The sequence below is a fragment of the Streptomyces sp. NPDC040405 genome (genome assembly GCF_055595765.1).
In genome coordinates this window covers 101,475-123,216 of the sequence record NZ_JBVIVI010000007.1, presented here as the reverse complement: position 1 = coordinate 123,216, position 21,742 = coordinate 101,475, and the positions used below count along the sequence as shown (strand labels likewise).

At 71.7% G+C, this 21,742-nt stretch carries 20 protein-coding genes and 2 pseudogenes; 14 read left to right on the top strand and 8 right to left on the bottom strand.

The genetic code is table 11. The features are described from left to right. The first annotated feature begins 17 nt into the window (after nt 1-17). From ACZ59A_RS27280 to ACZ59A_RS27245, 8 genes and pseudogenes are all read left to right on the top strand, one after another. Nucleotides 18-689, top strand: a complete 672-nt coding sequence (locus tag ACZ59A_RS27280) for a 4-carboxy-4-hydroxy-2-oxoadipate aldolase/oxaloacetate decarboxylase (protein WP_470963448.1) — start codon at nt 18-20, stop codon at nt 687-689. Between the two features lie 235 nt (nt 690-924). Continuing rightward, a pseudogene (locus ACZ59A_RS27275) lies at nt 925-1,029 on the top strand (hypothetical protein); the annotation flags it as partial. A 145-nt stretch (nt 1,030-1,174) separates the two neighbouring features. Next, entirely contained in the window at nt 1,175-1,321 is a 147-nt protein-coding gene (locus ACZ59A_RS27270) for a hypothetical protein (RefSeq protein WP_470964476.1), read from the top strand. A 71-nt stretch (nt 1,322-1,392) separates the two neighbouring features. Next, nucleotides 1,393-2,073: a Crp/Fnr family transcriptional regulator gene (locus ACZ59A_RS27265; protein WP_470963445.1), complete on the top strand. Its 681-nt coding sequence runs from the start codon at nt 1,393-1,395 to the stop codon at nt 2,071-2,073. A 178-nt stretch (nt 2,074-2,251) separates the two neighbouring features. Then, nucleotides 2,252-3,202 carry a hypothetical protein gene (locus tag ACZ59A_RS27260; protein ID WP_470963442.1) on the top strand — a complete coding sequence of 317 codons (951 nt, stop codon included), beginning with the start codon at nt 2,252-2,254 and terminating at the stop codon, nt 3,200-3,202. Continuing rightward, nucleotides 3,202-5,502, top strand: a complete 2,301-nt coding sequence (locus ACZ59A_RS27255; protein WP_470963439.1) for a hypothetical protein — start codon at nt 3,202-3,204, stop codon at nt 5,500-5,502. The genes ACZ59A_RS27260 and ACZ59A_RS27255 overlap by 1 nt, the downstream gene beginning before the upstream one ends. Continuing rightward, nucleotides 5,492-6,412, top strand: coding sequence for a hypothetical protein (locus tag ACZ59A_RS27250; RefSeq protein ID WP_470963436.1), 921 nt, complete (start codon nt 5,492-5,494; stop codon nt 6,410-6,412). Before ACZ59A_RS27255 ends, ACZ59A_RS27250 begins: the two co-directional genes overlap by 11 nt. 191 nt (nt 6,413-6,603) lie before the next feature. After that, the gene (locus ACZ59A_RS27245; protein ID WP_470963433.1) at nt 6,604-7,863 is read left to right on the top strand and encodes an SMP-30/gluconolactonase/LRE family protein; all 1,260 of its coding nucleotides are present in this window, start codon (nt 6,604-6,606) and stop codon (nt 7,861-7,863) included. On the opposite strand, the gene ACZ59A_RS27240 is transcribed toward ACZ59A_RS27245, so the two are convergent. After that, a complete protein-coding gene (locus tag ACZ59A_RS27240; RefSeq protein ID WP_470963430.1) occupies nt 7,764-8,603 on the bottom strand; it encodes a Crp/Fnr family transcriptional regulator in 840 nt (279 codons plus the stop codon). The two genes, ACZ59A_RS27245 and ACZ59A_RS27240, sit on opposite strands and share 100 nt — an antisense overlap. Nucleotides 8,604-8,680: 77 nt before the next feature. On the opposite strand from ACZ59A_RS27240, the gene ACZ59A_RS27235 reads away from it, so the two are divergent. Further along, nucleotides 8,681-8,947, top strand: a complete 267-nt coding sequence (locus ACZ59A_RS27235) for a YciI family protein (RefSeq protein ID WP_470963427.1) — start codon at nt 8,681-8,683, stop codon at nt 8,945-8,947. 34 nt (nt 8,948-8,981) lie between these two features. Further along, the gene (locus ACZ59A_RS27230; protein WP_470964434.1) at nt 8,982-9,311 is read left to right on the top strand and encodes a hypothetical protein; all 330 of its coding nucleotides are present in this window, start codon (nt 8,982-8,984) and stop codon (nt 9,309-9,311) included. Nucleotides 9,312-9,380: 69 nt separating this feature from the next. Here the strand turns inward: ACZ59A_RS27230 and ACZ59A_RS27225 are convergent, their stop codons facing one another. Next, a complete protein-coding gene (locus tag ACZ59A_RS27225) occupies nt 9,381-9,614 on the bottom strand; it encodes a hypothetical protein (RefSeq protein WP_470963424.1) in 234 nt (77 codons plus the stop codon). A gap of 255 nt (nt 9,615-9,869) precedes the next feature. Next, nucleotides 9,870-11,393, bottom strand: coding sequence for a subtype B tannase (locus tag ACZ59A_RS27220; protein WP_470963421.1), 1,524 nt, complete (start codon nt 11,391-11,393; stop codon nt 9,870-9,872). Nucleotides 11,394-11,691: 298 nt separating this feature from the next. Here ACZ59A_RS27220 and ACZ59A_RS27215 point away from each other — a divergent pair, with 298 nt between their 5' ends. Next, nucleotides 11,692-12,225: a hypothetical protein gene (locus ACZ59A_RS27215; protein ID WP_470963418.1), complete on the top strand. Its 534-nt coding sequence runs from the start codon at nt 11,692-11,694 to the stop codon at nt 12,223-12,225. A 102-nt stretch (nt 12,226-12,327) separates the two neighbouring features. Here the strand turns inward: ACZ59A_RS27215 and ACZ59A_RS27210 are convergent, their stop codons facing one another. Further along, nucleotides 12,328-12,942 (bottom strand): dihydrofolate reductase family protein, encoded by a 615-nt coding sequence (locus ACZ59A_RS27210; RefSeq protein WP_470963415.1) that lies wholly within the window; start codon nt 12,940-12,942, stop codon nt 12,328-12,330. A gap of 173 nt (nt 12,943-13,115) precedes the next feature. Here ACZ59A_RS27210 and corA point away from each other — a divergent pair, with 173 nt between their 5' ends. Further along, the gene (gene corA, locus ACZ59A_RS27205; protein ID WP_470963412.1) at nt 13,116-14,210 is read left to right on the top strand and encodes a magnesium/cobalt transporter CorA; all 1,095 of its coding nucleotides are present in this window, start codon (nt 13,116-13,118) and stop codon (nt 14,208-14,210) included. Nucleotides 14,211-14,507: 297 nt separating this feature from the next. Here the strand turns inward: corA and ACZ59A_RS27200 are convergent. Then, nucleotides 14,508-14,744 (bottom strand): annotated as a pseudogene (locus tag ACZ59A_RS27200) (hypothetical protein); the annotation flags it as partial. 412 nt (nt 14,745-15,156) lie between these two features. On the opposite strand from ACZ59A_RS27200, the gene ACZ59A_RS27195 reads away from it, so the two are divergent. Both ACZ59A_RS27195 and ACZ59A_RS27190 read left to right on the top strand, forming a co-directional pair. Continuing rightward, entirely contained in the window at nt 15,157-15,762 is a 606-nt protein-coding gene (locus ACZ59A_RS27195; RefSeq protein ID WP_470963409.1) for a TetR/AcrR family transcriptional regulator, read from the top strand. 50 nt (nt 15,763-15,812) lie between these two features. Continuing rightward, the gene (locus ACZ59A_RS27190; protein WP_470964431.1) at nt 15,813-16,754 is read left to right on the top strand and encodes a DMT family transporter; all 942 of its coding nucleotides are present in this window, start codon (nt 15,813-15,815) and stop codon (nt 16,752-16,754) included. Between the two features lie 62 nt (nt 16,755-16,816). Here ACZ59A_RS27190 and ACZ59A_RS27185 read toward each other — a convergent pair whose 3' ends face one another. The 3 genes from ACZ59A_RS27185 to ACZ59A_RS27175 all read right to left on the bottom strand — a co-directional run bounded on the left by ACZ59A_RS27185 (nt 16,817) and on the right by ACZ59A_RS27175 (nt 21,579). Continuing rightward, nucleotides 16,817-17,380 (bottom strand): hypothetical protein, encoded by a 564-nt coding sequence (locus ACZ59A_RS27185; RefSeq protein ID WP_470963406.1) that lies wholly within the window; start codon nt 17,378-17,380, stop codon nt 16,817-16,819. A 273-nt stretch (nt 17,381-17,653) separates the two neighbouring features. Next, nucleotides 17,654-19,075 (bottom strand): ATP-binding protein, encoded by a 1,422-nt coding sequence (locus tag ACZ59A_RS27180; protein ID WP_470963403.1) that lies wholly within the window; start codon nt 19,073-19,075, stop codon nt 17,654-17,656. 71 nt (nt 19,076-19,146) lie between these two features. After that, complete coding sequence (locus ACZ59A_RS27175; RefSeq protein ID WP_470963401.1) at nt 19,147-21,579, bottom strand: helicase-associated domain-containing protein; 2,433 nt, start codon at nt 21,577-21,579, stop codon at nt 19,147-19,149. Nucleotides 21,580-21,742: the final 163 nt, after the last annotated feature.

Below are 21,742 nucleotides of genomic sequence, written 5' to 3'. Positions count from 1 at the left end.
TTTTCCGAAGGAGCACGATGATCCGCGTCAACACCGCTTTCGACCGGCCCGATCCGGACCTGGTGAAGCGCCTGAGCGGCTACTCCGCCGCCACCATCCACGAGGCCCAGGGCCGCCTCGGTGCCCTCGACTCGACCATCAAGCCGGTCGACCCCGCGATGTCCCTGTGCGGCCCCGCCTTCACCGTGCGCTGCGCGCCCCGCGACAACATCATGCTCCAGGTCGCCATCGCCCACGCCAGCCCCGGCGACGTCATCGTGGTCTCCGCCGGGGAGTACGCCGAGGCGGGCTCCTTCGGCGACGTTCTGGCCAACGCCTGCGTGGCCAAGGGCCTGGGCGGCCTGGTCACCGACACCGGCGTCCGCGACACCCGCGAGCTGCGCGAACTCGGCTTCCCCGTCTTCTCGTTCAGCGTCTGCATGAAGGGCACGGTCAAGGAGACCGTCGGCCCGATGGCCGAACCCGTCCTCATCGCCGGCGAGATCATCCGCCCCGGCGACGTGGTCCGCGCCGACGCCGACGGCGTCGTGGTGGTCCGCCACGAGGACTTGGAGGACGTCATCGCCAAGTGCCAGGAGCGGGTGGAGGCCGAGGACGCCTTCATCGCCGCCTACCGCTCCGGCAAGAGCGTCATGGAGGTCTGCGGCCTCGAACCGGTCCTGAAGGCCAAGGGGCTGGTCATCGACTAGCCGCGGCGCGGCGGGCCCACCTCACCACCCGTTGCGCTTCCGGACACGGGTTGCGATCATCCGGTTACGGTTCTCGCGACGCAGGGCGGGAAGCACGGCGGGACGCACGGCAGTGGGGGAAGCGGCGGTGGGGCTGCAGGTGGGGCGGCGATACTTCATAGCGCTCGGCAGCGGGCGGTACTGCCATCTGCCCGAGGACGAACAGCTGCCCCAAGTGCCCGCGGACGTCGCCGCGATGACCGGCCTCTTCGAGGAGTTCGGCTACCAGGCCGTCCTGCCCGGGCTCGGCGACTACGACGGCGCCGAGCAGATCCGGCAGAAGCTGCGCCACTGGTCGGCCGACACCCGGCTCACCCCGGACGACGTGGTGGTCGTGTACTTCGCCGGGCACGGCCTGGTCCTCGACCGCCTCCTGCCCCCGCCCGCGCCCCCGCTGGCCTGCACCCGTCGCCCGCTGGACCAACATCGCCGACCGCGCCGACGCCGTGGCCCTCACCAAGACCCTCGCCCCCGCCTTCGGCCCCCGCGTCACCGACCTCCTCGTCCACAACGGCCCCCGGGCCCACGACGTCCGCCCTTACCTCACGGCCCGCGAAACCGGCGCGGCCGTCGCGGAGGCGCTGGCCGTGTAGCGCTGGCCGTGTAGCACGGGCCGTGTAGCACGGGCCGTGTAGCGCGGGCCCGCACAGGACAGGGTCGTTGCATGAGCGACTTCGCATACGGCTCCGTGGGAGAGCCCGGCGGCACACCAGGCGAGACGTTGCGGGATCTCGCGGGGGACACGATCTGGAAGGAACTGGTCCGGCAGTCGTACGCGCGCTGGCATCCGCCCGGCGAGTTGCTGCTGCAACAAGGCGAGCCGGGCACCCTGGTGCTCTCCGTACTCAGTGGCGTGGCCAAGGTCGTGCGCACCTCGCGGGGCGGCGCGCCCACCCTGCTGGCCTTCCGCGGCCCCGGAGAGCTGCTGGGCGAGGTGGCGGTGCGGGGCGGGGGCGTACGGCTGGCGAGCGTGGAGACGCTGTCCCGCTGCAAGGTGGCGGTCATGCGGGCCGCGGAGTTCACCCGTTTCGTCGACGAGCACGGGCTGTCCCCCGTTCTGGAGCGCTACGCCCTCGCGCGGCTGCGCGAGTCGACGCAGGCCCGCGGGAGCGGCGATGTGCTGCACCGGCTGGCGGTGACCCTCGTGAAGTTCGCCGACATCTCGCGCTCCCAGGAACTCGCCGTCACCCACGACGAGCTGGCGCAGCATCTGCGGTGCTCGCGCAACACCGTCACCCGGCTGCTCCGTGAGCTGGAGTCCTGTCGGGTGTGGACCCGGCGCAAGCGCATCGTGATCGACGATCTGCCCGCCTTGCGCCATGTCGCCGCCACCGGCGGGGGATGAACGGACGGCCCCCGGAGACATCTGTGGCGCCCGTCACCCGTTATCCGCACCGAGAGAGCGGAAGGCGAGGGGCCGGTTCGCGAACCTCGAAGGGCACGGCGGTCCGAGCGGCTGAGGAACAGACGCCCGGACCGCCGCTCCCTCCGTACCCGTTCGCCGACTCCTCGAAGGAGCCACGATGTCCGAGTTCTCCGCGCCCCGCCCCACGCTCCCCCGGGCCACCGCCGCCCCGTTCACCCGCAGCCGTCCGCTGCCGCCCTACCGGGGCATCGTGGCCGTCGACGCCAAGGACTTCACCGGCTATCCGGCCATCGAGCACGACGTCATCAGCCGGGCCATTCCGCAGCTGCTCCGCACGTCGTTCGAGCGCGCGGGGATCGCTGAGGTGTGGAACGACCGGCGCTTCCCCGACTCCACCGGCGACGGGTTCGTGTTCGGCTTCGACCCGACCGCGATGCCGTTCGTCGTCCACCCCTGGCTGAGCACGCTTCAGGACGTGCTCACCGAGTTCAACGTGCACTCCATGGGCACCATGAGCATCCGGCTCCGGGTCAGCCTGCACGTCGGTCCGGTGACCGACGCGGGGGATCCGGAGGACGGCAAGGGCACCGCGCGCAACGACACCCACCGGCTGCTCGACTCCCGCCCGGTCAAGGCGATGCTGGCCGCCTCCAGCGAGAACATCACCCAGGTGGCGGCCATCCTCTCCGACCGCTGCTACCAGGACGCGGTGGCGAGCGGCTACACGGGACGCCATCTCGACCACTTCACCGAGGTTCCGGCGACCGTGGAGGGCAAGTCGTTCGCGCAGCGCGCGTGGCTGTACGTACCCGCCCCCTCGGGCACCCTGTACGACCGCCGCATCCTGGGGGACCAGGTGATCGAGGACCAGGAGGCCCGGGCGGCCCGTGATGACGAGGCCGGGCCGGAGGGGGCCGGAAGCGCGACGGCTCCCCGTACGGTGACGAACCGGGCCGACTACGGAAACGTGAACTCCGGGACCGTGCACGGCGGCCAGAGCGTCAGCAATTCGCATATCGGCGGTGACAGCTTCGGCGGCAGCAAGGCGGGCACGGTCCACGGCCAACAGGGCGACACGGTCGGGGGCGACAAGAACGTGGGCCGCTGATGAGCACGCGGGGAAGGCGGCCCGAACTCCCGGCCGCTCCGGCTGCTTCGCCCGGCAAGGACGAAACCGACGGCGCGACGCCGGAGAAGCCGGAGGAACCGGAGCCCACGGCCACCCCCTCCGCATCCGGCCGGGACGAGCCCGACCGCTTCGACGACGACGAGGACGGCTTCGGCTACTACGGCCTCTACGGCGCCTTGGACGACATGGCCGGAGCCCGCCCGGCGGACGGGCGGACGTACGTCATCCACGCCCCGTACGGAAACTTCAACTCCGGCTCCGTGCACGGCGATCAGCGCGTGCGCAACGAAGGCCCCGCGTCCGGAACCGGCGGTCGGCGCGTGGAAGCGCGCGAGGGCCCCATTTCCGCGGACGAGATCCTGGACGCGGGCCGGGGCTTCGCCGAGCCCGACTGGTTCCCCACGGCGCTCCGGAAACTCCACACCCGCGTCCTGTTCCTCACCGGGGCACCCGGCACCGGCCGCCGCACCGCCGCGCTGAACCTTCTGCACCGGCACAGCGGCGGCAGCATGGCGCTGCGCGCGGTCGACAGCGACATGAACCTCGCCACCTGGCGGCCCACCCACCCCGAGGCCCGCGGCTATCTCGTGGACGGGCTGCTGGCCAAGTACCCCCTGAGGCCGGGCATGGTGGGCAATCTGCGGCGCCTGCTGGACGACGCCGACGCCCGCATGGTGATCGTGCTGCCGGACGACCCCGCACTCGTACGGAGCCTGGAACGCGAGCTCCATGTGACCCCCGTGCCCTGCCGGCCGGCGCCGCCGCGCGCAGTGTTCGAGGCCCGCATGGAGGCCGCGGTGCCGGATGAGGCGCGGCGGGACCGGCTGCTCGGAAACCTGGAGCCGGGGCTGCTGGAGCAGCTGCTGGTCCCGGAGCTGGTCCCCGCCGAAGTGGCCGAGCTGGTCGCCACGGTGGTCGCCTCCGGCGAGGACGGCACGGACCCGGCCAGTCTGCGGAACCGGCTGAGCTTCCTCGCCGAGGGCGAGGTGCCGGATCTGATCAGAAAGCTGCTCGACGACGCCGACGGGCTGGCCTTCCTGCTGGCGACCTGTGTCTTCGAGGGGCTGGACCACCGGATCGTCAGGGAGGAGTCCGAACGGCTCCTGGAACTCGCCGAAGGCCGCCTCAGCTCCGTCCTGCCACCGCCCGACGACTCCTCCGGTGACCGCTCGGATGGCCAAGGCCCGCGGCAGCCGCGTCCCAACCCGCACTTCGTCTTCCGGCGCTCCCTGGAGGACCTGCTGCGCTCCGTACGCGCGCAGTGCGCACCCAAGGAGACCCGGACGACCTCGGGCTACAGCTACGCGGTGGAACCGGTGCGCTTCACCCGGCACCGGCAGGCCGAGACCGTCCTGCGGTACGTCTGGCGGGAGTACGGGCAGCTGTCCGGGGTCCTGACGGCCTGGATGGACGAGGTCAAGAACGAACGGGAACTGACCCGGCCGGTCGGCAGGGTCATGGGTCTGGCCGCGGGCTGGGGCGGCGGCCGCAGGGCCCTGCAGCACATCGGCACCCTCGCCCAGTCCGGCCACCACAGCAGCAGGGCCATCGCGGCGCACGCGATGGGCGTGGCGGCGAAGGACCCCGTACTGGCCTCGGAGATCAAATACCGCCTCCGCGGATGGAGCGGGGCGCGGAGCCAGGAGCTGCGGTCCACCGTCGCGTACACCTGTGGCACGGACTTCGGGCTCGCCCGGCCGGACCTCGCCCTGCAACTGCTGAGAACGCTGTACAGCGGCCTCGGCGACGAGCAGGAGGCGACCCTGCGCTGGGCGGTGCGCTCCGCCCTGCTCGACCTCTTCACCTCCGGCAACCAGGCGCTGGTCTTCCGGCAGCTGGCCGAGTGGGCGGGCCGGGACGGGGCCGACGCGGATCTGGCGCTCCGGAACTTCCCGCATCTGCTGCGGGACGCCGCCTGGTTCCAGGGCGAACTGCTCCACGACGGCGAGGCCGCCCGCCAGATCATCGATCTCGTCCGCCGGTCGCTGGACGACGACGACACCTTCGATACGACCTGCCGCCACCTCATCCAGTGGTGCGCCATGGCCACCTGGAGCGAACCGCAGAAGGAGGCCGTGGAAGCCCTGCTCACCACGCTGGCGGGGGACATGCGGCACGGAGTGCTGCGCCTGTTCGTCGTGATCGACCGGCATGAGGACACCGAACTGGCCGGACGGGACATCGCCCGCGAAGCGCTGGCCGCCTGGCGCGCGGGCACCCCGGCGCCGCCGCCCCCGGACAGCGACCGCACCCCTACGGGAGAACACCATGACGTCTGAGACCGGCACCCCCGTCTACACCCTCGCCCCCCACGCCCCCTGGCGGGAAATCCTCCGCCAGCGCTGGTCCGGCCGACGCGACCGGGCCCTGGTCCTGAGAGACCGGTACGGCTCCTACCAGGTGCTCGGCACCAAACGCCCCCGCGGCGAACGGGCCCTCCTGCCGACCGTCGAGGAGACGCCACCGTCCCCCGGGCTGTTCGGCGGATACGAGGAGGCGTTCCGCGTCCGGCTCGGCGAACAGCCGGAGGTCCGCGGCGTGGGCCTGCCGACCGCATATGGAACCGTGTCGGTGAACGTGCGCGTGCTGTGGTGGGTGCACGACCCGGCCCAGGTCGTGCGCTCGCGAACGGTCTACGGATGGGACGCGGTGCGCGAAAGCCTCGACCGGTGCCTGCACCGGCTGGAAGAGGACCAGACCACCGCGGGAGGCAGCCTCGGCGCCCCGGAGATGCTGCACCACTTGGCCCCGCCCCAGCGTCTGGAGAACGTCGGCCTCACGTACCGCGTCACGGATGTCCACGCCCGCGACACCGACGGCGAACTGCGCCTGGGCCAGTCCGGGGACGCCGGACTCCCGTTCTCCTGGACCGCCCACCGCCCCGAGGAGTACGACTTCTGCGTCCAGGCCCTGCGCAACGGCCCGGTCTCCCTGGCCGCCCTCTGGCTGCTCAAGCATCCGGACCAGGTCAGCCAGGTGCTCGACTGGTCGGTGCAGAACCCGGGACTCGTCCGGGGCGACACCGACTGGCAGGACGAGATGGCCGGACTGCTCGGCAAGCTGACGGCCCAGGAACAGCAGGAGCTGTCCGAAATGGTGCGCGACCGACTCATCGCCCTGGGACGCCGCGTCCCGGGCCCCCGGAACGCGGGGATGAACGGCAGCGCACCCCGGACGCCCGCGGTGTGAGCGAACCGCCCGCCGGGTGCTCATCGGCAGGCGTTCCGACGCCGCAACTCCGATACGGCCGTTCCGGCGCCTGCCGCCCGGGTGGAATCCGGGTGGGCCGGTGGCGTGGTGCGGGCCAGGGTGGGGCGGGGGTTTCTAGGGTCGGACCACGGCCATGGGCCGACCGTCCAGAAACCACAGGTGGGTGTGGAATGAGCCGCTTCTCCGTACGGCACCGACTGACCGCGCTGGCAGGAATCCTGACGCTGTGTGCGGCGGGACTCGTGTCCGGCCTGGTACCGGTGGCCACGGCCGCGCCGCGCGCCCCGCGCGTCGCGCAGCTGTACGTCTCCGAGTACACCGACAACACGGTGCTGGAGGTCGCCGCCGACGGCAGCGGCCAGGCCACCGTCCCGACCACCGGCCTCACCCGCCCGACCGGCCTCGCCCTCGACAACGACGGCAACCTCTACGTCTCCGACACCGGCAACAACCGGGTGGTGACGGTCCCCGCGGACGGCAGTGGCCAGGACACGGTCCCCGCCAGCGGTCTCGACCGTCCGATCGGGCTGGCCGTCGAAACCGACGAGGGCCACGACGGTGAAGGCGACCTGTTCATCGCCGACAGCTTCAACGACCAGGTGGTGACGGTCCCCGCGGACGGCAGCGGGCAGGCCACCGTGCCCACCAACGGCCTCGTCCACCCGGACGGCCTGGCGCTCGACGCCCACGGCAACCTCTACATCGCCGACCTCGTCAACGACCGCGTCGTGGTGGTGCCCGTGGACGGCGGGCCGCAGCTCACCGTGGCAACGGCGGGGCTCTCCGAGCCCACCGGGCTTGCGTTCGACCACGCCGGGAACCTCTACGTGGCCGACTCGGGCAACGACCGGGTGGTGAAGGTGCCCGCCCGCGGCGGCCCGCAGACGACCGTTCCCGCGACCGGCCTCAACACCCCGCAGGGGCTCGCGGTCGACGCGTACGGCAACCTCTTCGTCGCCGACTTCGGCAACGACCGGGTGGTGGAGATCCCCGCGGACGGCGGCGAACAGACCACCGTGCCCATCGCCGGGCTGAGCAGCCCGGTCGGACTGGCCATCCCGCCGTCCCACCCCGCGTCCACCCGCCTCAAGGCGAGCGCGGCCACCGTGGAACGGCACACGTCGCCCGCGTCGCTGCGGGTCAAGGGGCTGTCCGCCACGCTGACCACCGCCGGTGGCGCCCCGCTGCGCGGGCAGACGGTCGGGTTCACCGACTCCACCGGCGCCCACAAGCTGTGCACCGCGGTGACGAACGCCCAGGGCAAGGCGCGGTGCGACGCCACCCTCCGTACCGGATCGCGGGCCCGCTACGACGCTCTGCGCCAGAACGGCTACCGCGCCACGTACGCGGGCACCGCCCCGTACCGGCCCAGCTCGGGCGCCGCCCCCGTACGCGTCGCGAAGCACCGCGGCGGAGGGCACCGCGGCTGAGGGCACCGTGGTTGAGGCCCCGCCACCGGCCGGTCAGCCCGCGGCGCGGCGGCCCAGCAGCTCCGGGCGAGGACCGTCACCGACCGCGGCCCCACCTCGATCAGGCCGTCGCGGCGCAGCCGGGCGAGGGCGCGGTTGACCGTGACCCGGGTGACGCCCAGCAGGTCGCCCAGGTCCTGCTGGGTGCCCGGCAGCGGAACCCGGCCCCCGGCCGCCGTCGCGGACTCCTCCAGCAGCCAGGCCGCGAGCCGTGCCTCGGCGGACCCGGTGGCGGTGGCCATGAACCGCTCCTGCTGCCGCCGGGCCTGACCGGCGAGGACGCGCAGGACATGGCCGCGCACCGGGGCGGCGTCCGGGGCCGCGTCGTCGATCAGCGCCAGGAAGCGGTCGCGGCGCAGCCGACGGACGGTGCAGGGGGTGAGCGCGGTGAACGTCGCGCTGTGCCCCCGGCCGTCGATCACGGCGATCTTGTCGAGGGCGCACGGACCGGACCACTGGCCGAACCGGACGACCCGCCCCGAGGCCGTCGTTCCGGTGGCGGCCACCGATCCCCGCAGAAGCAGCGGGAGGTACGCGGCCGGTTCGCCCGCAGCGGCCAGCACCTGCCCGGCCGGGCAGGTGCGCTGCGCCGAGGCGGCCCACAGCGCGCGCAGCCGCTCCTCCGGCAGCCCGGCCAGCAGCGGCACCTCGCCGAGCAGCCGCCAGCCCGCAGCGCTTGCCGTGCCCGCAGCGCCAGACATGCCCGCCGCCGGTGCACAGCCCGCCGGTGTATCGGCCGATACAGACCCGCCCATCCTCACCCGCCTACCTTCGCCGCATGCTGATCCTGGAACTGGCCTTCACGCCGACGCCGGAACGTCTCGCCGCCCGCCCGGCCCACCGCGCCCTCCTCGGCGACCTCTACGCGGACCGCCGCCTCGTCGCCGCGGGCCCCTGGGCGGACGATACGGGCGCCCTGCTGGTCTTCGACGTCGAGCGGGAGGAGCTGGACCGTATCCTCGCCGCCGATCCGTACTACCGCACCCCCGGCGTCGACATCGCCTCCCTCCGCACCTGGACCCCGGTGGTCGGCCCTCGGTCCTGACCCCCGGACACCCTGCCCCTACGCTGCCCCCGTGATGTCCGAGGAACGCCGCACCGGGGCCGCCGTGCCCGACCAGGACCGTGGCTGTGCGCGGTGGGTCCTGGGCGTCCCGCTGGTGCTCCTGCACCTGGTCGCGGCCTTCTTCTGCTACGCGGCGCTGGTCACCGTGCCGTCGGGAAGCTGGGACGATGACGCGCGCGCCGCCATCGTCCTGGCGTGCGTACTCACCCTCGGGACGAGCGCCCTCGCCGCGCTGATCACCGTGATGCCCTCGGTGTGGCGGGTCATGGGGCCATGGTGGCTGGCACCGCCGCTCGTGCTCGGCGCGGTCGCGGCGGTGCGGTGGGGGCTGATGGAGGCGTAGCGGTGCCGCGGGCGTGCCGAACGGCGCCCGGCCGCCCCCGTGATCGGAGGCGGCCGGGTCCGGGTGCGGCTATCCGCTCCCCACGTCGTGTTCGCGCCACCACGGGCTGTCCGGGGCGTCGGCGCGGATGATCCTGGCCCGCTCCAGGATCCTGGCGTCGAGGGACCACACCAGCACACGCAGCTCGCGTGCGCTCTTCCTGGGCAGAGCGTGGATCACGGTTTCGAGGCGGTCGCGGAAGAATCCGGGGTCGCAGCCGCATTCGGGGATGCCGCACCGGGGTGTCGCGGACGGCTGCGTCACACGTCGGAGAGGGCCGTACGCCAGCGCCCTCCAGTGCCAGAAGGCTTCCGCGACCGCCTCGGGCCACAAGCGCGTTCGTTCGAGACGGCGCAGAGCGGCGACGCAGGATCCGGAGAGACGGTCGATCGGTGGATGCCGCGGGCGGTGGTGGACACGTACCGGGATGTCACGCCGCAGGGCTGACGGGCGCCTACGCGGCATTGCCCTTTCGGTTGTCGTTCATGGGAGCAACGTACCCGCGCGGGACACTCCTCGTCAGGTCGATTGGGCGGCGTAGCCCGTCACCTGTCCGATCCACGTCATGAAGGCGGCCGCGTCCTCGTTGGCTCCGTGTCCGGCGTCCCAGTACATCAGGGCGTTGACGTCGTCGCCCAGGTTCTCCAGACCGGCGGCGAGGTTGCCGACGACGGTGAGCGCGGTGTCGCTGTCCTTGGTGCCGACGCGGATCCACCAGTGCTTCGCCCGGCCGGGGTTGCGCTGCTCGATGAAGAACATGGGGTTCATCTGGTCGAGCTTCCGGGGCAGGTCGGCGTCGAGGCGTGCGCTGTCGTTGCCGGTGGCGTGGCGCAGGCTGTAGAGGGTGAAGTGGCGGGACTTGGTGGTACCCGTGCCGAACAGGTTGTTCTCCGGCGCGGAGAGGTCGAAGGGGTCGAAGGCGGGGGTGTTCTTCTTCCGGGCCCCGACGTGGGTGAGGAAGTCGGCCCACGCGAAGGCGGCCCGGCCGCCGGACCAGGTGAGCCAGGGGTTGCTGGCCAGATAGGCCGAACGGCTCGCTGCCGTAAGGGCCTTGAGATAGGTGGTGGCCGCCGGTTCGAGGTAGGTCGTCACCAGGTAGGCGTCGTAGTTGCGGGCCGTGAGGGGGCCGAAGCCGTTCTTCCCCCGCAGCTTCAGCGACGCCTGGTATTCGGCGAACGCGGAGCGCAGCTCCTTGGAGAGGGTCTGGTCGACGGCGTCGCCGGAACTCAGCTTGTTGCCGCCCCAGTTCCACTCGTACGCCATGTCGGCGTGTTCGAGGTCGGCGATGGGGCACCAGCCGCCGCTGGCGAAGATGGCGTCGCTCGCGGGGGCCGCGCCCAGTTCCCCGAGGTCCGCCGCGTACAGGGGGCTGTCCCCGGAGGCGCCGAGCAGCGCGGACAGGGCGCCTCCGGCGCTGGTTCCGGAGGAGACGATCCGGTCGGTGTTCCCCGGTATGCGGCCCTTGTTGAAGCGTACGTAACGGACCGCGGCCTTCAGGTCCACGATGGCGGTCGGCGCCGTGCCGTAGTACGTACCGTCCGCGTCGACGAGGGTCCGGCCGCGGGCGCCCGGTTCCACGACGACGTAACCGGCGGCCACGGCCAGCCTGGCGTTGCTGACCATGCCGCCCCCGCCCCCGCCACCGCCGCCGCCGGGCGGGGTCATCGGGGAACCGCCGACCCCGGTGGCGTCCGCGACGGACGACGGCATGTAGCCGCCCACCGAGTTGGCGAAGAGGATGGGCGCGCGGGTGGCGTCGACCGCCTTGCCGTCGATCTCGACGGGAACGCTGACGTTCAGGCACTGGTACTTCGCGTCCACCGGGGTCGTGACGTACGGGACGGCCTTGTAGAAGTGGTACGTCACGTCCCTGTCGCCGCCGTCCGTGGCGACGGTCGTCGTCAGGACCGCGTAGTCGTCCTTGTCGAAGACCAGCGCGTCCGAGGGCTTCCGCGAGCGGGCGGCGGCGGTGCCGACCCCCGCCGTCGACACCGCGGCGGCCGCGGCGAGTCCCATGACCATGGTCCTGCGCTTCACTGACATCTCCTCTGCGTCGGCCCCCGTCGGCTTGTGAACGTATGGATCGTCCGCAAAATCGTCAACAATTTCCGCGGCATTCATGGCCAACGCACAGCCCGCGCGGAGCGGGTTCGATGCCTGGGTCTCCCGCGCCGGAACCGGCGGCGTTCGTCTGTCCGGTCGATCGTGGGGGAGAGGCGCTTCGGCCAGCCCTGTCGATCCCGTAGATCACTCGCGGGAGCGGTTAGCGTGCGATCCGGCCGGATCCGGCCGTCGTCCGACGCCTGCCGGTCCACCGGGCCGGGCCGGAATGGAGCGCACCATGACCACGTCGTCCTCGCCCCGGAACGGGATCCGGACCTTCCTCCTCCTGCTGGCGGCCCTGGGCATGGCCGTCGCCGGGGGCTCCGCCGAGGTGGGTGCCACGCCGCCGCCCGGGAAACCCGCACCCCACAGCCCCTTGCTCGCCGAGGTCGCCGAACAGATCGACCTGCCGGAGCGCGCCTGGACGGCGTGGGGGACCCACACCGCCAAGGGATATACGACGGAGGCGGCGGAGACCACCGACATCGAGGGCATGAGGGCCGACTGCGAGAACATCAACCTCAACAAGAAGCTGGCCGCCGACTTCCGGAGCGATGTGTTCGGCCCCGGCGTGAAGGGCTTCTTCTACCGATGCGAGCGCATCGCCCGGGACACCAACAAGTACTGGTTCACCATCAGCTCCGCCGACCGGGCCCAGATCGACGAACTCTGCGACCCGGACACCGAGTACCCGATCGTCTACGACGAGCAGCACGACACCTACTGGCTCGACGAACCGTTCATGTGCACGCGGCGCGCCGCCCCCGCGTAGGGAAGCGGGTCTCTCGGGGGAAGCGTCACCAGGCAGGGGTACGGTCCACACGGACCCGGGGCACATGCGGCCGGAACCGAGCCCTCCGAGACCGGAACCCGGCTACTGCTCGTTCTGCGGCAGATGGGCCTTGGCGTCGTCGTACGTGGCGTCGCCGGCCGCCTCGGCCAGGGCGTAGACCAGGTACAGCACACCCGTGCGGAACGTCTTGGACGACAGCAGCCGCAGCGGCATCGTGCTCTCGCCCTCGTCGAACAGCCGCATGCCCTTGCGCACGGCGATCGGATGCACCAGCAGATGCAACTCGTCCAGCAGCCCGTGCGCCAGCAGCTCCCGGACGACCGAGACCGAGCCGCTGATCGCGATGTCCCCGCCCGGTTCTCTCTTCAGGGCGGCGACGGCGTCCACCAGCCCGCCCTTCAGCTGCTCGGAGTTCCGCCAGGTGAACGACAGGTCCCGGCGCGACACGACGATCTTGCGGGCGTCGCCGAGCTTCTTCGCGAAGTCGGCGTCCTCGCCCCCGGCCGCCTCCCGCTCCGGCCACGCCCCGGCGAAGCTGTCGTAGGTCTCGCGGCCCAGGAGGAGGGTGTCGGTCATGCTGAAGGTCGCGTCGACGGCGGCGCCCATCTCGTCGTTGAAGTAGGGGAAGTGCCACTGGTCGGGCGCTTCCACGACGCCGTCGAGCGAGATGAACAGGCTGGCGATGATCTTGCGCATGATGCCCTCCGGGCGGGTGCGGTGAACCCTTCTTCCTTTCAGACCGAGGACCCCGCACAAACTCATCGGCGACGCCTCGGCCGATTCGGAGCCGGGCCGTACGCTGTGGGCGCAGCCGGTGCGATCCCCTGACGGGGGTAGGCGTCGGCCGTAGCTCAGCCGAAGGAGTTCCCATGTCGATGGTCGGCAACCTCCGGAAAGTCGCGCGCCTGGCCCGTCGGCGCCGCCGCGTCGATCTCAACCACCACGCCCGCTCGCCGCTCGGCACGTCCGTGGTCAACTGCGTGGCGTACGTCGACGGAAAGCGGCAGCCCGGCGACTGCCCGGCCGAGGAGGCGATCGAGCGGGTGCGCCGCGCGGGGCGCGGCTTCGTGTGGATCGGGCTGCACGAACCCACCGAGCGCGAGTTCGCCGGGATCGCCGAGCTGTTCGCCCTCCACCCGCTGGCCGTCGAGGACGCGGTCCAGGCCCATCAGCGGCCGAAGCTGGAAACCTACGGCGACACGCTGTTCACCGTCGTCAAGACGGTCCGGTACGTCGATCACGACGAGCTGACCACGACGAGCGAGGTCGTGGACACCGGCGAGGTCATGGTCTTCACCGGGCCCGACTTCGTCGTCACCGTCCGGCACGGCCGCCACGGCTCGCTCGGCCCGCTGCGCGAGGAGCTGGAAGCCGACCCGGACCAGCTGGCCAAGGGTCCCTCCGCGGTGCTGCACGCCATCGCCGACCACGTGGTCGAGGACTACCTCGCGGTCGCCGACTCCGTCCAGGACGACATCGACCAGGTCGAGACCGAGGTCTTCGCCCCCGAGTCCGCCTACCGGGTCGACCCGGGCCGCATCTACCAGCTCAAGCGCGAGCTGCTGGAGCTGAAGCGCGCCGTGGCACCCCTGGACCGCCCGATGGAACGGCTCTCCACCCAGCGCCTCCCCGCGGTCGACCTCGACATCCAGAAGTACTTCCGGGACGTCGCCGACCACCTGGCCCGGGTCACCGAACAGATCGCGGCCTTCGACGACCTGCTGAACTCCATACTCCAGGCCCACCTCGCCCAGGTGACCGTCGCCCAGAACGAGGACATGCGCAAGATCACCGCCTGGGCGGCCATCATCGCCGTACCCACCATGGTGTGCGGCGTCTACGGCATGAACTTCGACCACATGCCCGAGCTGCGCTGGCGCTTCGGCTACCCCTTGATCATCGCCGTCATCGCCACGGCCTGCTTCGCCATGCACCGAGGCTTCCGCCGCAGCGGCTGGCTGTGACCGCCGGTCCGTAACTCCTCGAACGTCAACCTCTTGAGCGTCACCGGTGAGGTTCAGGGGCTTGACGGTCAGGAGGCTGGTCCAGCGGCCCGTGGCCCGGCAGCCGGCGGCGAGTCCGTCCAGGTTCCACAGCTCGCCCAGGGGCAGGCCGAGTTTGGCGATCAGCTCCTGGTGCATCATGCCGCTGTCCTCGGGCGCGCTGTCGTGGAAGTCGCTTTCGGGCACCACGGGGAGGACTTCGACGGCGAAGGTGTCCGTGGCCAGCAGCGCGATGCGGTGGTCCCAGCACCAGGCGGCGACGTCGCGCGACTGGACGAATCCGGTGGCGCGTCGCTCGGCGCGGACCGTGGCGCGTTCGCCGGGTCCGGCGGTGAGGTACCAGTGGGCCCAGCCGGTGTGGACGAGAACCAGATCGCCCGGTTCCACACTTCTCGTGATCGGGTACGGCGTTGTAGAAGCCGTGCCCGGACGCGCGGCGGTGGCGCAGGCCGTCGATCTGGGTGCTCGCCTGGAGGAAGAACTTGTCCAGCACATCGTCGCGGGCCTGGTCGTGCTTGGCGGTGATGCGGTGACGGGGTATGCCGCGGGCCCGGGACATGGGCGGGTCGAAGGCATCGAGGGCGTAGTCGAGGTTGAAGGCACGGCCGTCCCGGACCTCGCCCGCCGCTCGCCGGATCTGTTCGGGGCCCGCGAAGTTGGCCATGCCGCGTTCGGGCTGGTCGGGGAAGAGGTGCCAGCTGGAGCCGGGCGGGGCGTCGGTACGCCGTAGCAACGCGTCGTAGGTGGGGTACGGCAAGGGTGTGGCTTTCTGCTCAGGGGCTTCAGCTGTTCACCGCGGTGGATGGCGGCGCTGATGGCGGTGACGTCGAGGACGGTCCTCGCTCGCCGCGACAGCCCTCGGCATGGTTAAAGTAGGTAGACCGACCTACCTACTCCGAGGGGCACGATGAGCGACATCGGCAAGGGGGCGACCGGAGCCGGGAGGCGTACGGGGGCCCGGGAGCGGCTGCTGGCGGCCGCGGCGCGGCGCTTCTACGCCGATGGCGTGTCGGCGACCGGGATCGACACCATCACGACCGAAGCGGGCGTGGCGAAGAAGAGCCTGTACAACAACTTCTCCTCCAAGGCCGATCTGGTGCGGGCCTACCTCGAGGAGCGGCATGAGGAGTGGCGGGGGCTGTACCGGGCGCGGCTGGAGCGGGTGCGGGACGCGCGCGGCGGCGTGCTCGCCGTCTTCGACGCGTACGCCGATCACGCGGCGTTCGCCTACGAGCGCGGCTTTCGCGGGTGCGGGCTGCTGAACGCGGCCGCCGAGCTGCCCACCGGGGACGAGGGGCGGGCCGTGGTGCGCCGCCACAAGGAGGAGGTCGAGGGCCTGCTCACCGGTCACCTGGAGGAACTGCTGCCCGACCGCCCCGAGCAGGCACGCGCGATGGCGGAGCATCTGGCGTTCCTGCTGGAGGGCGCGATGGCACGCGCCGGTCTGGAGGGCGAGGACACCCGTCTGCGGCACGCCCGCGCGATGGCCGCGGACCTGCTGGACCGGCTGTGAGGCGGCCCGGCGGAGGTGCGGCCGGTTCGGTGGGCGCGGGATCGCTGTGCGTGCTGGCGGCGTCCGTGCTGTGGGGCACCACGGGGACCGCGGCGACCTTCGCCCCGGCCGTGGGGCCGCTGGCCGTCGGCGCCGTCGCGATGGGGTTGGGCGGACTGCTCCAGGCCCTGGTGGCCGCGCCCCGGATCGCCCGCCACGCCCCGGAGATACGTACGCGAAGGGGCATCGTGCTGCTGGGCGCGGTGGCGGTGGCGGTCTACCCGCTCGCGTTCTACAGCTCGATGCGTCTGGCCGGAGTCGCCGTGGGAACGGTGATCTCCATCGGTACGGCCCCAATGGCCTCGGCCGTGATCGAGCGCGTCGCAGACCGGCGGAGGCTCACCCGCCGCTGGATGTTCGGCGCCGCCCTCGGCCTGCTGGGCACCGTCATGCTGTGCGCGGCGGAGGCCGCGCGGGCGCACGACGACCCGGGAACGTTCTCCGTGGGCGCCACCGTGCTCGGCGTGGCGCTGGGCCTGGTCGCCGGTGTGACGTACGCCCTGTACTCCTGGGCGGCTCACCGGCTGATCAGCCGCGGGATCGCCTCGCGCGCGGCGATGGGCACGATCTTCGGGCTGGGCGGGCTGCTGCTCGTACCCGTCCTGCTGGCCACGGGCGCCCCGCTCCTCAGCTCCTGGCCGAACGCGGCCGTCGGCGTCTACATGGCGCTGGTGCCCATGTTCGTGGGCTACGTCCTGTTCGGCTGGGGGCTGGCGCATGTCCCCGCCAGTACGGCGACCACGCTCTCCCTGCTCGAACCGGCCGTCGCGGCGGTGCTCGCCGTGCTGGTCGTCGGCGAACGCCTGCCCGCCTTCGGCTGGGTCGGCATCGGCCTCGTCGTCGGCTGCCTGGCGGTCCTCACGGTGCCGACGCGATCCGTACGGCCCGTACGGCTGCCGCGGCAGCACGAAGTACGAGAGGCGGCCGTGCCCGCTCCCGAACAAGGCCACTAGAGAGCGGCGCGGTTGCCCGCCCGGCGGCGCGGAGGGTCCACCGGGCGTGCGCGGCGCGGGGCTTACGGGTGGTACTTCTCCTCGACCGTCTCGGCGCCGCCGGACTTGGTGTCCATGGTGACGCGGACGCTCACACTGTTGGTCTTCGCAGCCTTGTCCAACTCGTCCACGGTGCACTCCGAGGTGCCGAAGCCGTCGTCGCCGATGGTCACGCTGCCGGAGTCGCCGGAGCAGATCGCGGCCGCGCCGAGGATCTTCGTCGCGTTGGACACCAGGAACGCCTGCTCCGTGGCGCCGCCCTCGGGCTTGACGGTCAGCTTGCCGGGCGCGAGGTACGCCAGGGTGCCGACGATCGAGTGGCGGTTACCCGCGTTGGCAACCCCGCCCCCGGCGGACTCGCCGCCGTCCCGGCCCTGCGACGCGGACTTGCCCGAGGTGGAGCCGTTCGCGGACTGGGTCGAGGCCGAATCGGAAGCGGCCGAAGAGGCGGAGGAGGCCGAGGAACCCGCCGCGTCGTCCTCGGGACCACAGGCCGTGGACCCCAGGCCCAGCGCCGCGGCGACGACGACGGCGGCGGCGAAGCGGCGACCGGCGCGTCCGCGGAAGCGGTTGGTGGCGGTGTTCATCGTGTTCTCCAGTCGCTCTGTTCACTCGTCTCGGTGCCGGACGACAATCAGCTTCGAAGATCACGTTGGTGTTCCACTAACAGACAACTAATGCGGCGCGGCCGCGCACAGCGGCGCGCATGCCCCGGCGACATCAAGGGGCACTGGCGGAGATCCTCGTTGCTCGACGGTGGTCCAGCCCCACGGCCTCGAAGATCGGGCTGACGGCTCGAGAGAACCGCAGAGGAGACGGGGAACGTCGAAGGCGCGGCGGAGGATGCGGTCAGTTCCTGCTCACACTCCGCGCCAAGCGCTGAGCAGTTCCTCAGGGCCGTATACCGCCTGAAGACCGGAACAACCGACCCCGCTGCGGGAGACCGCCACGAGCGGTACCGGCTCGTCGGTGATCGCTGCCCGGTGCTTCTGCAGCGCGGCCAGGTCATGGCTGTCGAACACGGAGTTCTCCAGCCACTTGACCGAGCCGAGGAAAAGCAACTGTTTGGCCACTGGCTGCCGGTCGGCCCCGACCAGGTCGATTTCGATGTCGTTGCTGCGGGTCCAGTACCCGCCGATCGCCGGGGCGGCGGGCAGGGGCCCGTCCGGAAGAAGGCGGGCGAGGGATTCCCGGACCAGCGGCTCGATCGCACGGCCACGCCAGCTCGTCCACTGCTCCTTGATCCGGCTCAGCGTGAGATCTCCCCGCATCCGCTCGATCTCCGCCATGTGCGGATCCAGAAACGCGAGCCAGAAGCGCAGGTAGGGGTCGGCCACCCGGTAGCGGCGTTCCTTCGACGGCCTCAGTGAGAGCGGCAGCTCTGCGGCCACGACCCGCTTCTCGGTCAGGACGTCAGTGGCTCGGCTAAGTGTGGTGTGGGCGATGCCGCCGGCCGCGCGAGCGATGTTGGTGAAGGTTCGCTCCCCCGCTCCGATGGCCCGCAGGACCTCCCTGCTCATCGCCTGCGGTGGAAACTCCGCGGCCAGTGAGCGCTCGGCGGAGACCAGCAGTGCCGAGATCGGGTTGTCCAGGGAATCGCGGAGGAATTCCCAGACATCCGCTCCGGCCCGCCACTCGGCGCAGACCAGGGGGAGACCCCCCGTGATCAGAGTGGCGTCGAACGCGGCCGCCGGTGACAGGTCGAGCATCTCGCCGATGTCGGCCGGGTTCAGCGGTCCCACGATCATTTCCCGGCCCCTCTGGTGAAAGGGACGGTCGTAGTCGTTCAGCGCCTCCATCATCGACAGATCGGACCCGACCAGGAGGAGAAGTACCGGCTTGCGGCTGAGCAGCCGGTCCCATGCCCGCTGGAGCATGCCCTCGAAGGCGTCGACGCGGTCCATGAGATACGGAACCTCGTCGATGACGACGACGCTGGGAGAGTCGTCGGGCAGGATCTCCGCAAGCAGCCTGAGTGCCGCATTCCACTGATCGGGGGTCTCCTCGCGGAACAGCTCCCGCTCCGGCAGGGTGGACCTGGCGACGGCGTCGAGCAGCTCCGTCAGCTCGTCCTCCGCCGATCCGCCCGCCGCGGTGAAGAAGAGGCAGGGGGTCTCGGTGCGCCGGAGGAACTCCTCGACGAGGCTGGACTTGCCCACCCGCCGTCTTCCCCGCATGAGGATGCACTGCCCCGGTTTCCCCGACCCGGCGGCGTCCTGAACCGCCTGCAAGGCGTTCCGGAGCACGTTCAGCTCGCGCTCCCGCCCGATGAAACGACGCACCGACAAGCCTCCCGACGACGATAGTCTTGTTAGAGATACTATCGCTATCGATACTAAACTGCCCCTCGTCCTCAGTCGGGCATGAAGCTCATGACGCTGTGGATGCGGGAGAGGGTGAAAACGCGCTCGGCGTTGCGCAGGTGGCACCAGGCTTCGAGGTAGGGCGGGTCGAGCATGAGGCGGCTGAGGGTGCGCACGGTCCGGTTCCCCGCGGTGGCGACGTACTCGACGGTGATGGGTTCACCGGCATCGACCGCATGGGCGAGCTGGCGGACGTCGCTGTACGGCAGGTGCTTCGCCCCTCCCGCGACGATCTCCTCGGTGTCCGTGGCGAAGGGCACTCCCCCGTCGAACGGCGCGGGTTCGGGCGTGGTCGGCGGGGCAGCCAGCAGTCGGGCGGCCAGGGCGTCGGGGTCGACGGCGGGTGCCTTCGGCGTACGCGTGGCAGCGTTCCGGCCGCCGTCCCTCGTCCTGGTGGAGCGCGGAGCGGGTACGGGAGCGGCGGCCCGCCGAGGCCGGGCCTTTTCGATGCGTACTGTGCCGTCGTCCGTCTCCGCGACAGGGGCATATCCCTCGTCCCGGAGCGCGGCGAGAGTCGTGTCGGCCGGGCTGCGGCTGATCAGCACCGTCGGCGCCAGCTGCCGCAGTCCGAGCCCCGCGAGTCGGCGGTGGGCGGCCAGCTCGGCCAGCAGGGCGGGCTCGTCGCTGTGGAGGACGCAGGCGGCAGGGGCGATGCGTACGCGCCCGTGACCGCGCGCGGTGTCGGCGATCAGGTATGACAGCGGCTGCGGCAGGGGTCCGGCGGCGACAGTGGCCAGGTCGGTCGTGATGTCGTCCGGGATTCGGCCGGCGTCCAGCGCCCGGCGGAGGCTGCCGGCGCTGAACCGCCACACTGATGCGGTGCCGCCGGTCTCCCGGTCGGCGACGGAGTCCAGGAGCGAGGCCAGCCGCGCGGACGGTGTGCCGGTGACGACGGCGGTGAGGTCGACGCCGATCCGTGCCGTCGTGGTGGGCGAGGGCAGCAGCCGTCGGCACTCGACGCTCAGACCTTCCGCGTCGCCGGTCCGCAGGTGGATGCCGAAGGCGGACAGGGCACCGCGCGCGAGCACGCCCAGGAGCTCTGCCTCACGGACCACGGCGGCGAACGACGTTTCCCCCTGGGGCGATGAGTCGGCGAACGGACGGTGCCAGGTGATCAGGGGCCCCAGATCCGAGGTGACGCTGGTGCCCTGTCTTGCGGGAAGCTGCGCGGCTGCGTCCAACAGCCCATGGCGTGCCTGCACACAGCCGTTGCGAGGCGGTGCGCCGGCGAGAGCGGGGAGCGCCTTGTTGTCCTCGTCGCGGGCCTGGGTGGGGGCGAGCGGCAGGTTCCACCACGCCTCAAGCAGTACGGCGAACTGCTCCGGAGGTTCCTGTTCCGCCCAGGCGTCGTACGCCTCGGTGGGGACCACACGATCGCCGTCCCGCGCCAGGAGCCCAGCGGCGTACGCCGTCTCGAGAGCAAGACGCACGACGGCGTCACCGGCCTGGGCGGTCTTTCCGATCCGGGCCAGTTCACGCGCACCGATCCCGCCGGACTTCAGCCGGGCCGGCGCGGCCGCCGAGCAGGCCGACAGGACCGAGGCGGCACGCGAAGCGAACTCCGTGGCCGCGGCAGACGCTTCGCGGTCCACATCCACCGGGCTGACAGTCGCCAAACGTACGAGGGGCGGGACGGGTTCGAACGGGGCGTGCCAGCCCGGCCCGCGCAACGCGAGCGCCACCTCGGCCGGCATACGGGCCGGGCCGTAGCCGTGACGCTCCTGGACCAGGAGCCCCCGCTCCAACGCCCATCGCTCGCCCGTTTCGAGGCCGGGACCAGCAGTGCCGACCACAATGAACCGCGGCTCCCTCGGCACAGTCTCCGCTCGGCGTCCGAGCAGCTCCCGGGCCGCCGCAGGGGCCTTGGCGACCACTGAGGCGACCTCCTCCGGGTCGCTGTGGTGTGCCACCAGCACGGCCAGTCGCCGCTGCTTGGTGCCCGGCGGCTTGACGCCCAGTGCCGCCAGCATGCCGCGCAGCTCGTCGGAGGTCGCGCCCGCGAGCAGTTGCTCCAGCGGAGCATCCAGCCCCAGGGGCGCGTCCCATGCCTGCCGCAGCGGCCCGGCCATGTGGAGCTTCCCCGCGCCGTCCGGCCAGACCAGAGCGTGATCGGCCAGCACTTCCAGCGCGGCCTCCAGCTCACGAGTCGTTCCGTCGTCCGCCACTCCCAGCAGCTCCGCCAGCGCATCACGCGATACGGGCGCCCCCAGCGCCGCCAGCGCCTCGGTCACCTGGAGGTACGGCAGCGCGAGCCGCGGCAGGACCAGCGCCACCGATCCCGGGCGCTGAAGACGGTCCGACAGTTCCCCCACCGAGCGCGGTTCCGGAGGGGACACGGCGTCTTTGCGCGCTCCGAGTACACGTGCCAGACGAGAGCCGTCGAGGGCGCCCAGCCACGTCGCCAGCGTTGATCGGGACTTCACGCGGGGTGCACCTCGTCAGACCAGGGAGCGTCACAGCGGAGCCGGAACCCGGCGCCGGTTCAAGAATGGCGTATGCCCGCGGTCGGCTGGCGCCGAATGAGGTGAGGTTCCCCCTTGGCGGGCAGGGGCGGCTCAAGGGCTGCCTCAGTTCGATGTGAGAGCA

Coding starts and splice junctions, on each gene's coding strand:
- ACZ59A_RS27245 (WP_470963433.1), top strand. CDS start 6,604: ATGAGCCGCTTCTCCGTACGGCACCGACTGACCGCGCTGGCAGGAATC.
- ACZ59A_RS27280 (WP_470963448.1), top strand. CDS start 18: ATGATCCGCGTCAACACCGCTTTCGACCGGCCCGATCCGGACCTGGTG.
- ACZ59A_RS27265 (WP_470963445.1), top strand. CDS start 1,393: ATGAGCGACTTCGCATACGGCTCCGTGGGAGAGCCCGGCGGCACACCA.
- ACZ59A_RS27220 (WP_470963421.1), bottom strand. CDS start 11,393: ATGTCAGTGAAGCGCAGGACCATGGTCATGGGACTCGCCGCGGCCGCC.
- ACZ59A_RS27250 (WP_470963436.1), top strand. CDS start 5,492: ATGACGTCTGAGACCGGCACCCCCGTCTACACCCTCGCCCCCCACGCC.
- ACZ59A_RS27195 (WP_470963409.1), top strand. CDS start 15,157: ATGAGCGACATCGGCAAGGGGGCGACCGGAGCCGGGAGGCGTACGGGG.
- ACZ59A_RS27230 (WP_470964434.1), top strand. CDS start 8,982: ATGTCCGAGGAACGCCGCACCGGGGCCGCCGTGCCCGACCAGGACCGT.
- ACZ59A_RS27255 (WP_470963439.1), top strand. CDS start 3,202: ATGAGCACGCGGGGAAGGCGGCCCGAACTCCCGGCCGCTCCGGCTGCT.
- ACZ59A_RS27240 (WP_470963430.1), bottom strand. CDS start 8,603: ATGTCTGGCGCTGCGGGCACGGCAAGCGCTGCGGGCTGGCGGCTGCTC.
- ACZ59A_RS27185 (WP_470963406.1), bottom strand. CDS start 17,380: ATGAACACCGCCACCAACCGCTTCCGCGGACGCGCCGGTCGCCGCTTC.
- corA (WP_470963412.1), top strand. CDS start 13,116: ATGTCGATGGTCGGCAACCTCCGGAAAGTCGCGCGCCTGGCCCGTCGG.
- ACZ59A_RS27215 (WP_470963418.1), top strand. CDS start 11,692: ATGACCACGTCGTCCTCGCCCCGGAACGGGATCCGGACCTTCCTCCTC.
- ACZ59A_RS27210 (WP_470963415.1), bottom strand. CDS start 12,942: ATGCGCAAGATCATCGCCAGCCTGTTCATCTCGCTCGACGGCGTCGTG.
- ACZ59A_RS27235 (WP_470963427.1), top strand. CDS start 8,681: ATGCTGATCCTGGAACTGGCCTTCACGCCGACGCCGGAACGTCTCGCC.
- ACZ59A_RS27260 (WP_470963442.1), top strand. CDS start 2,252: ATGTCCGAGTTCTCCGCGCCCCGCCCCACGCTCCCCCGGGCCACCGCC.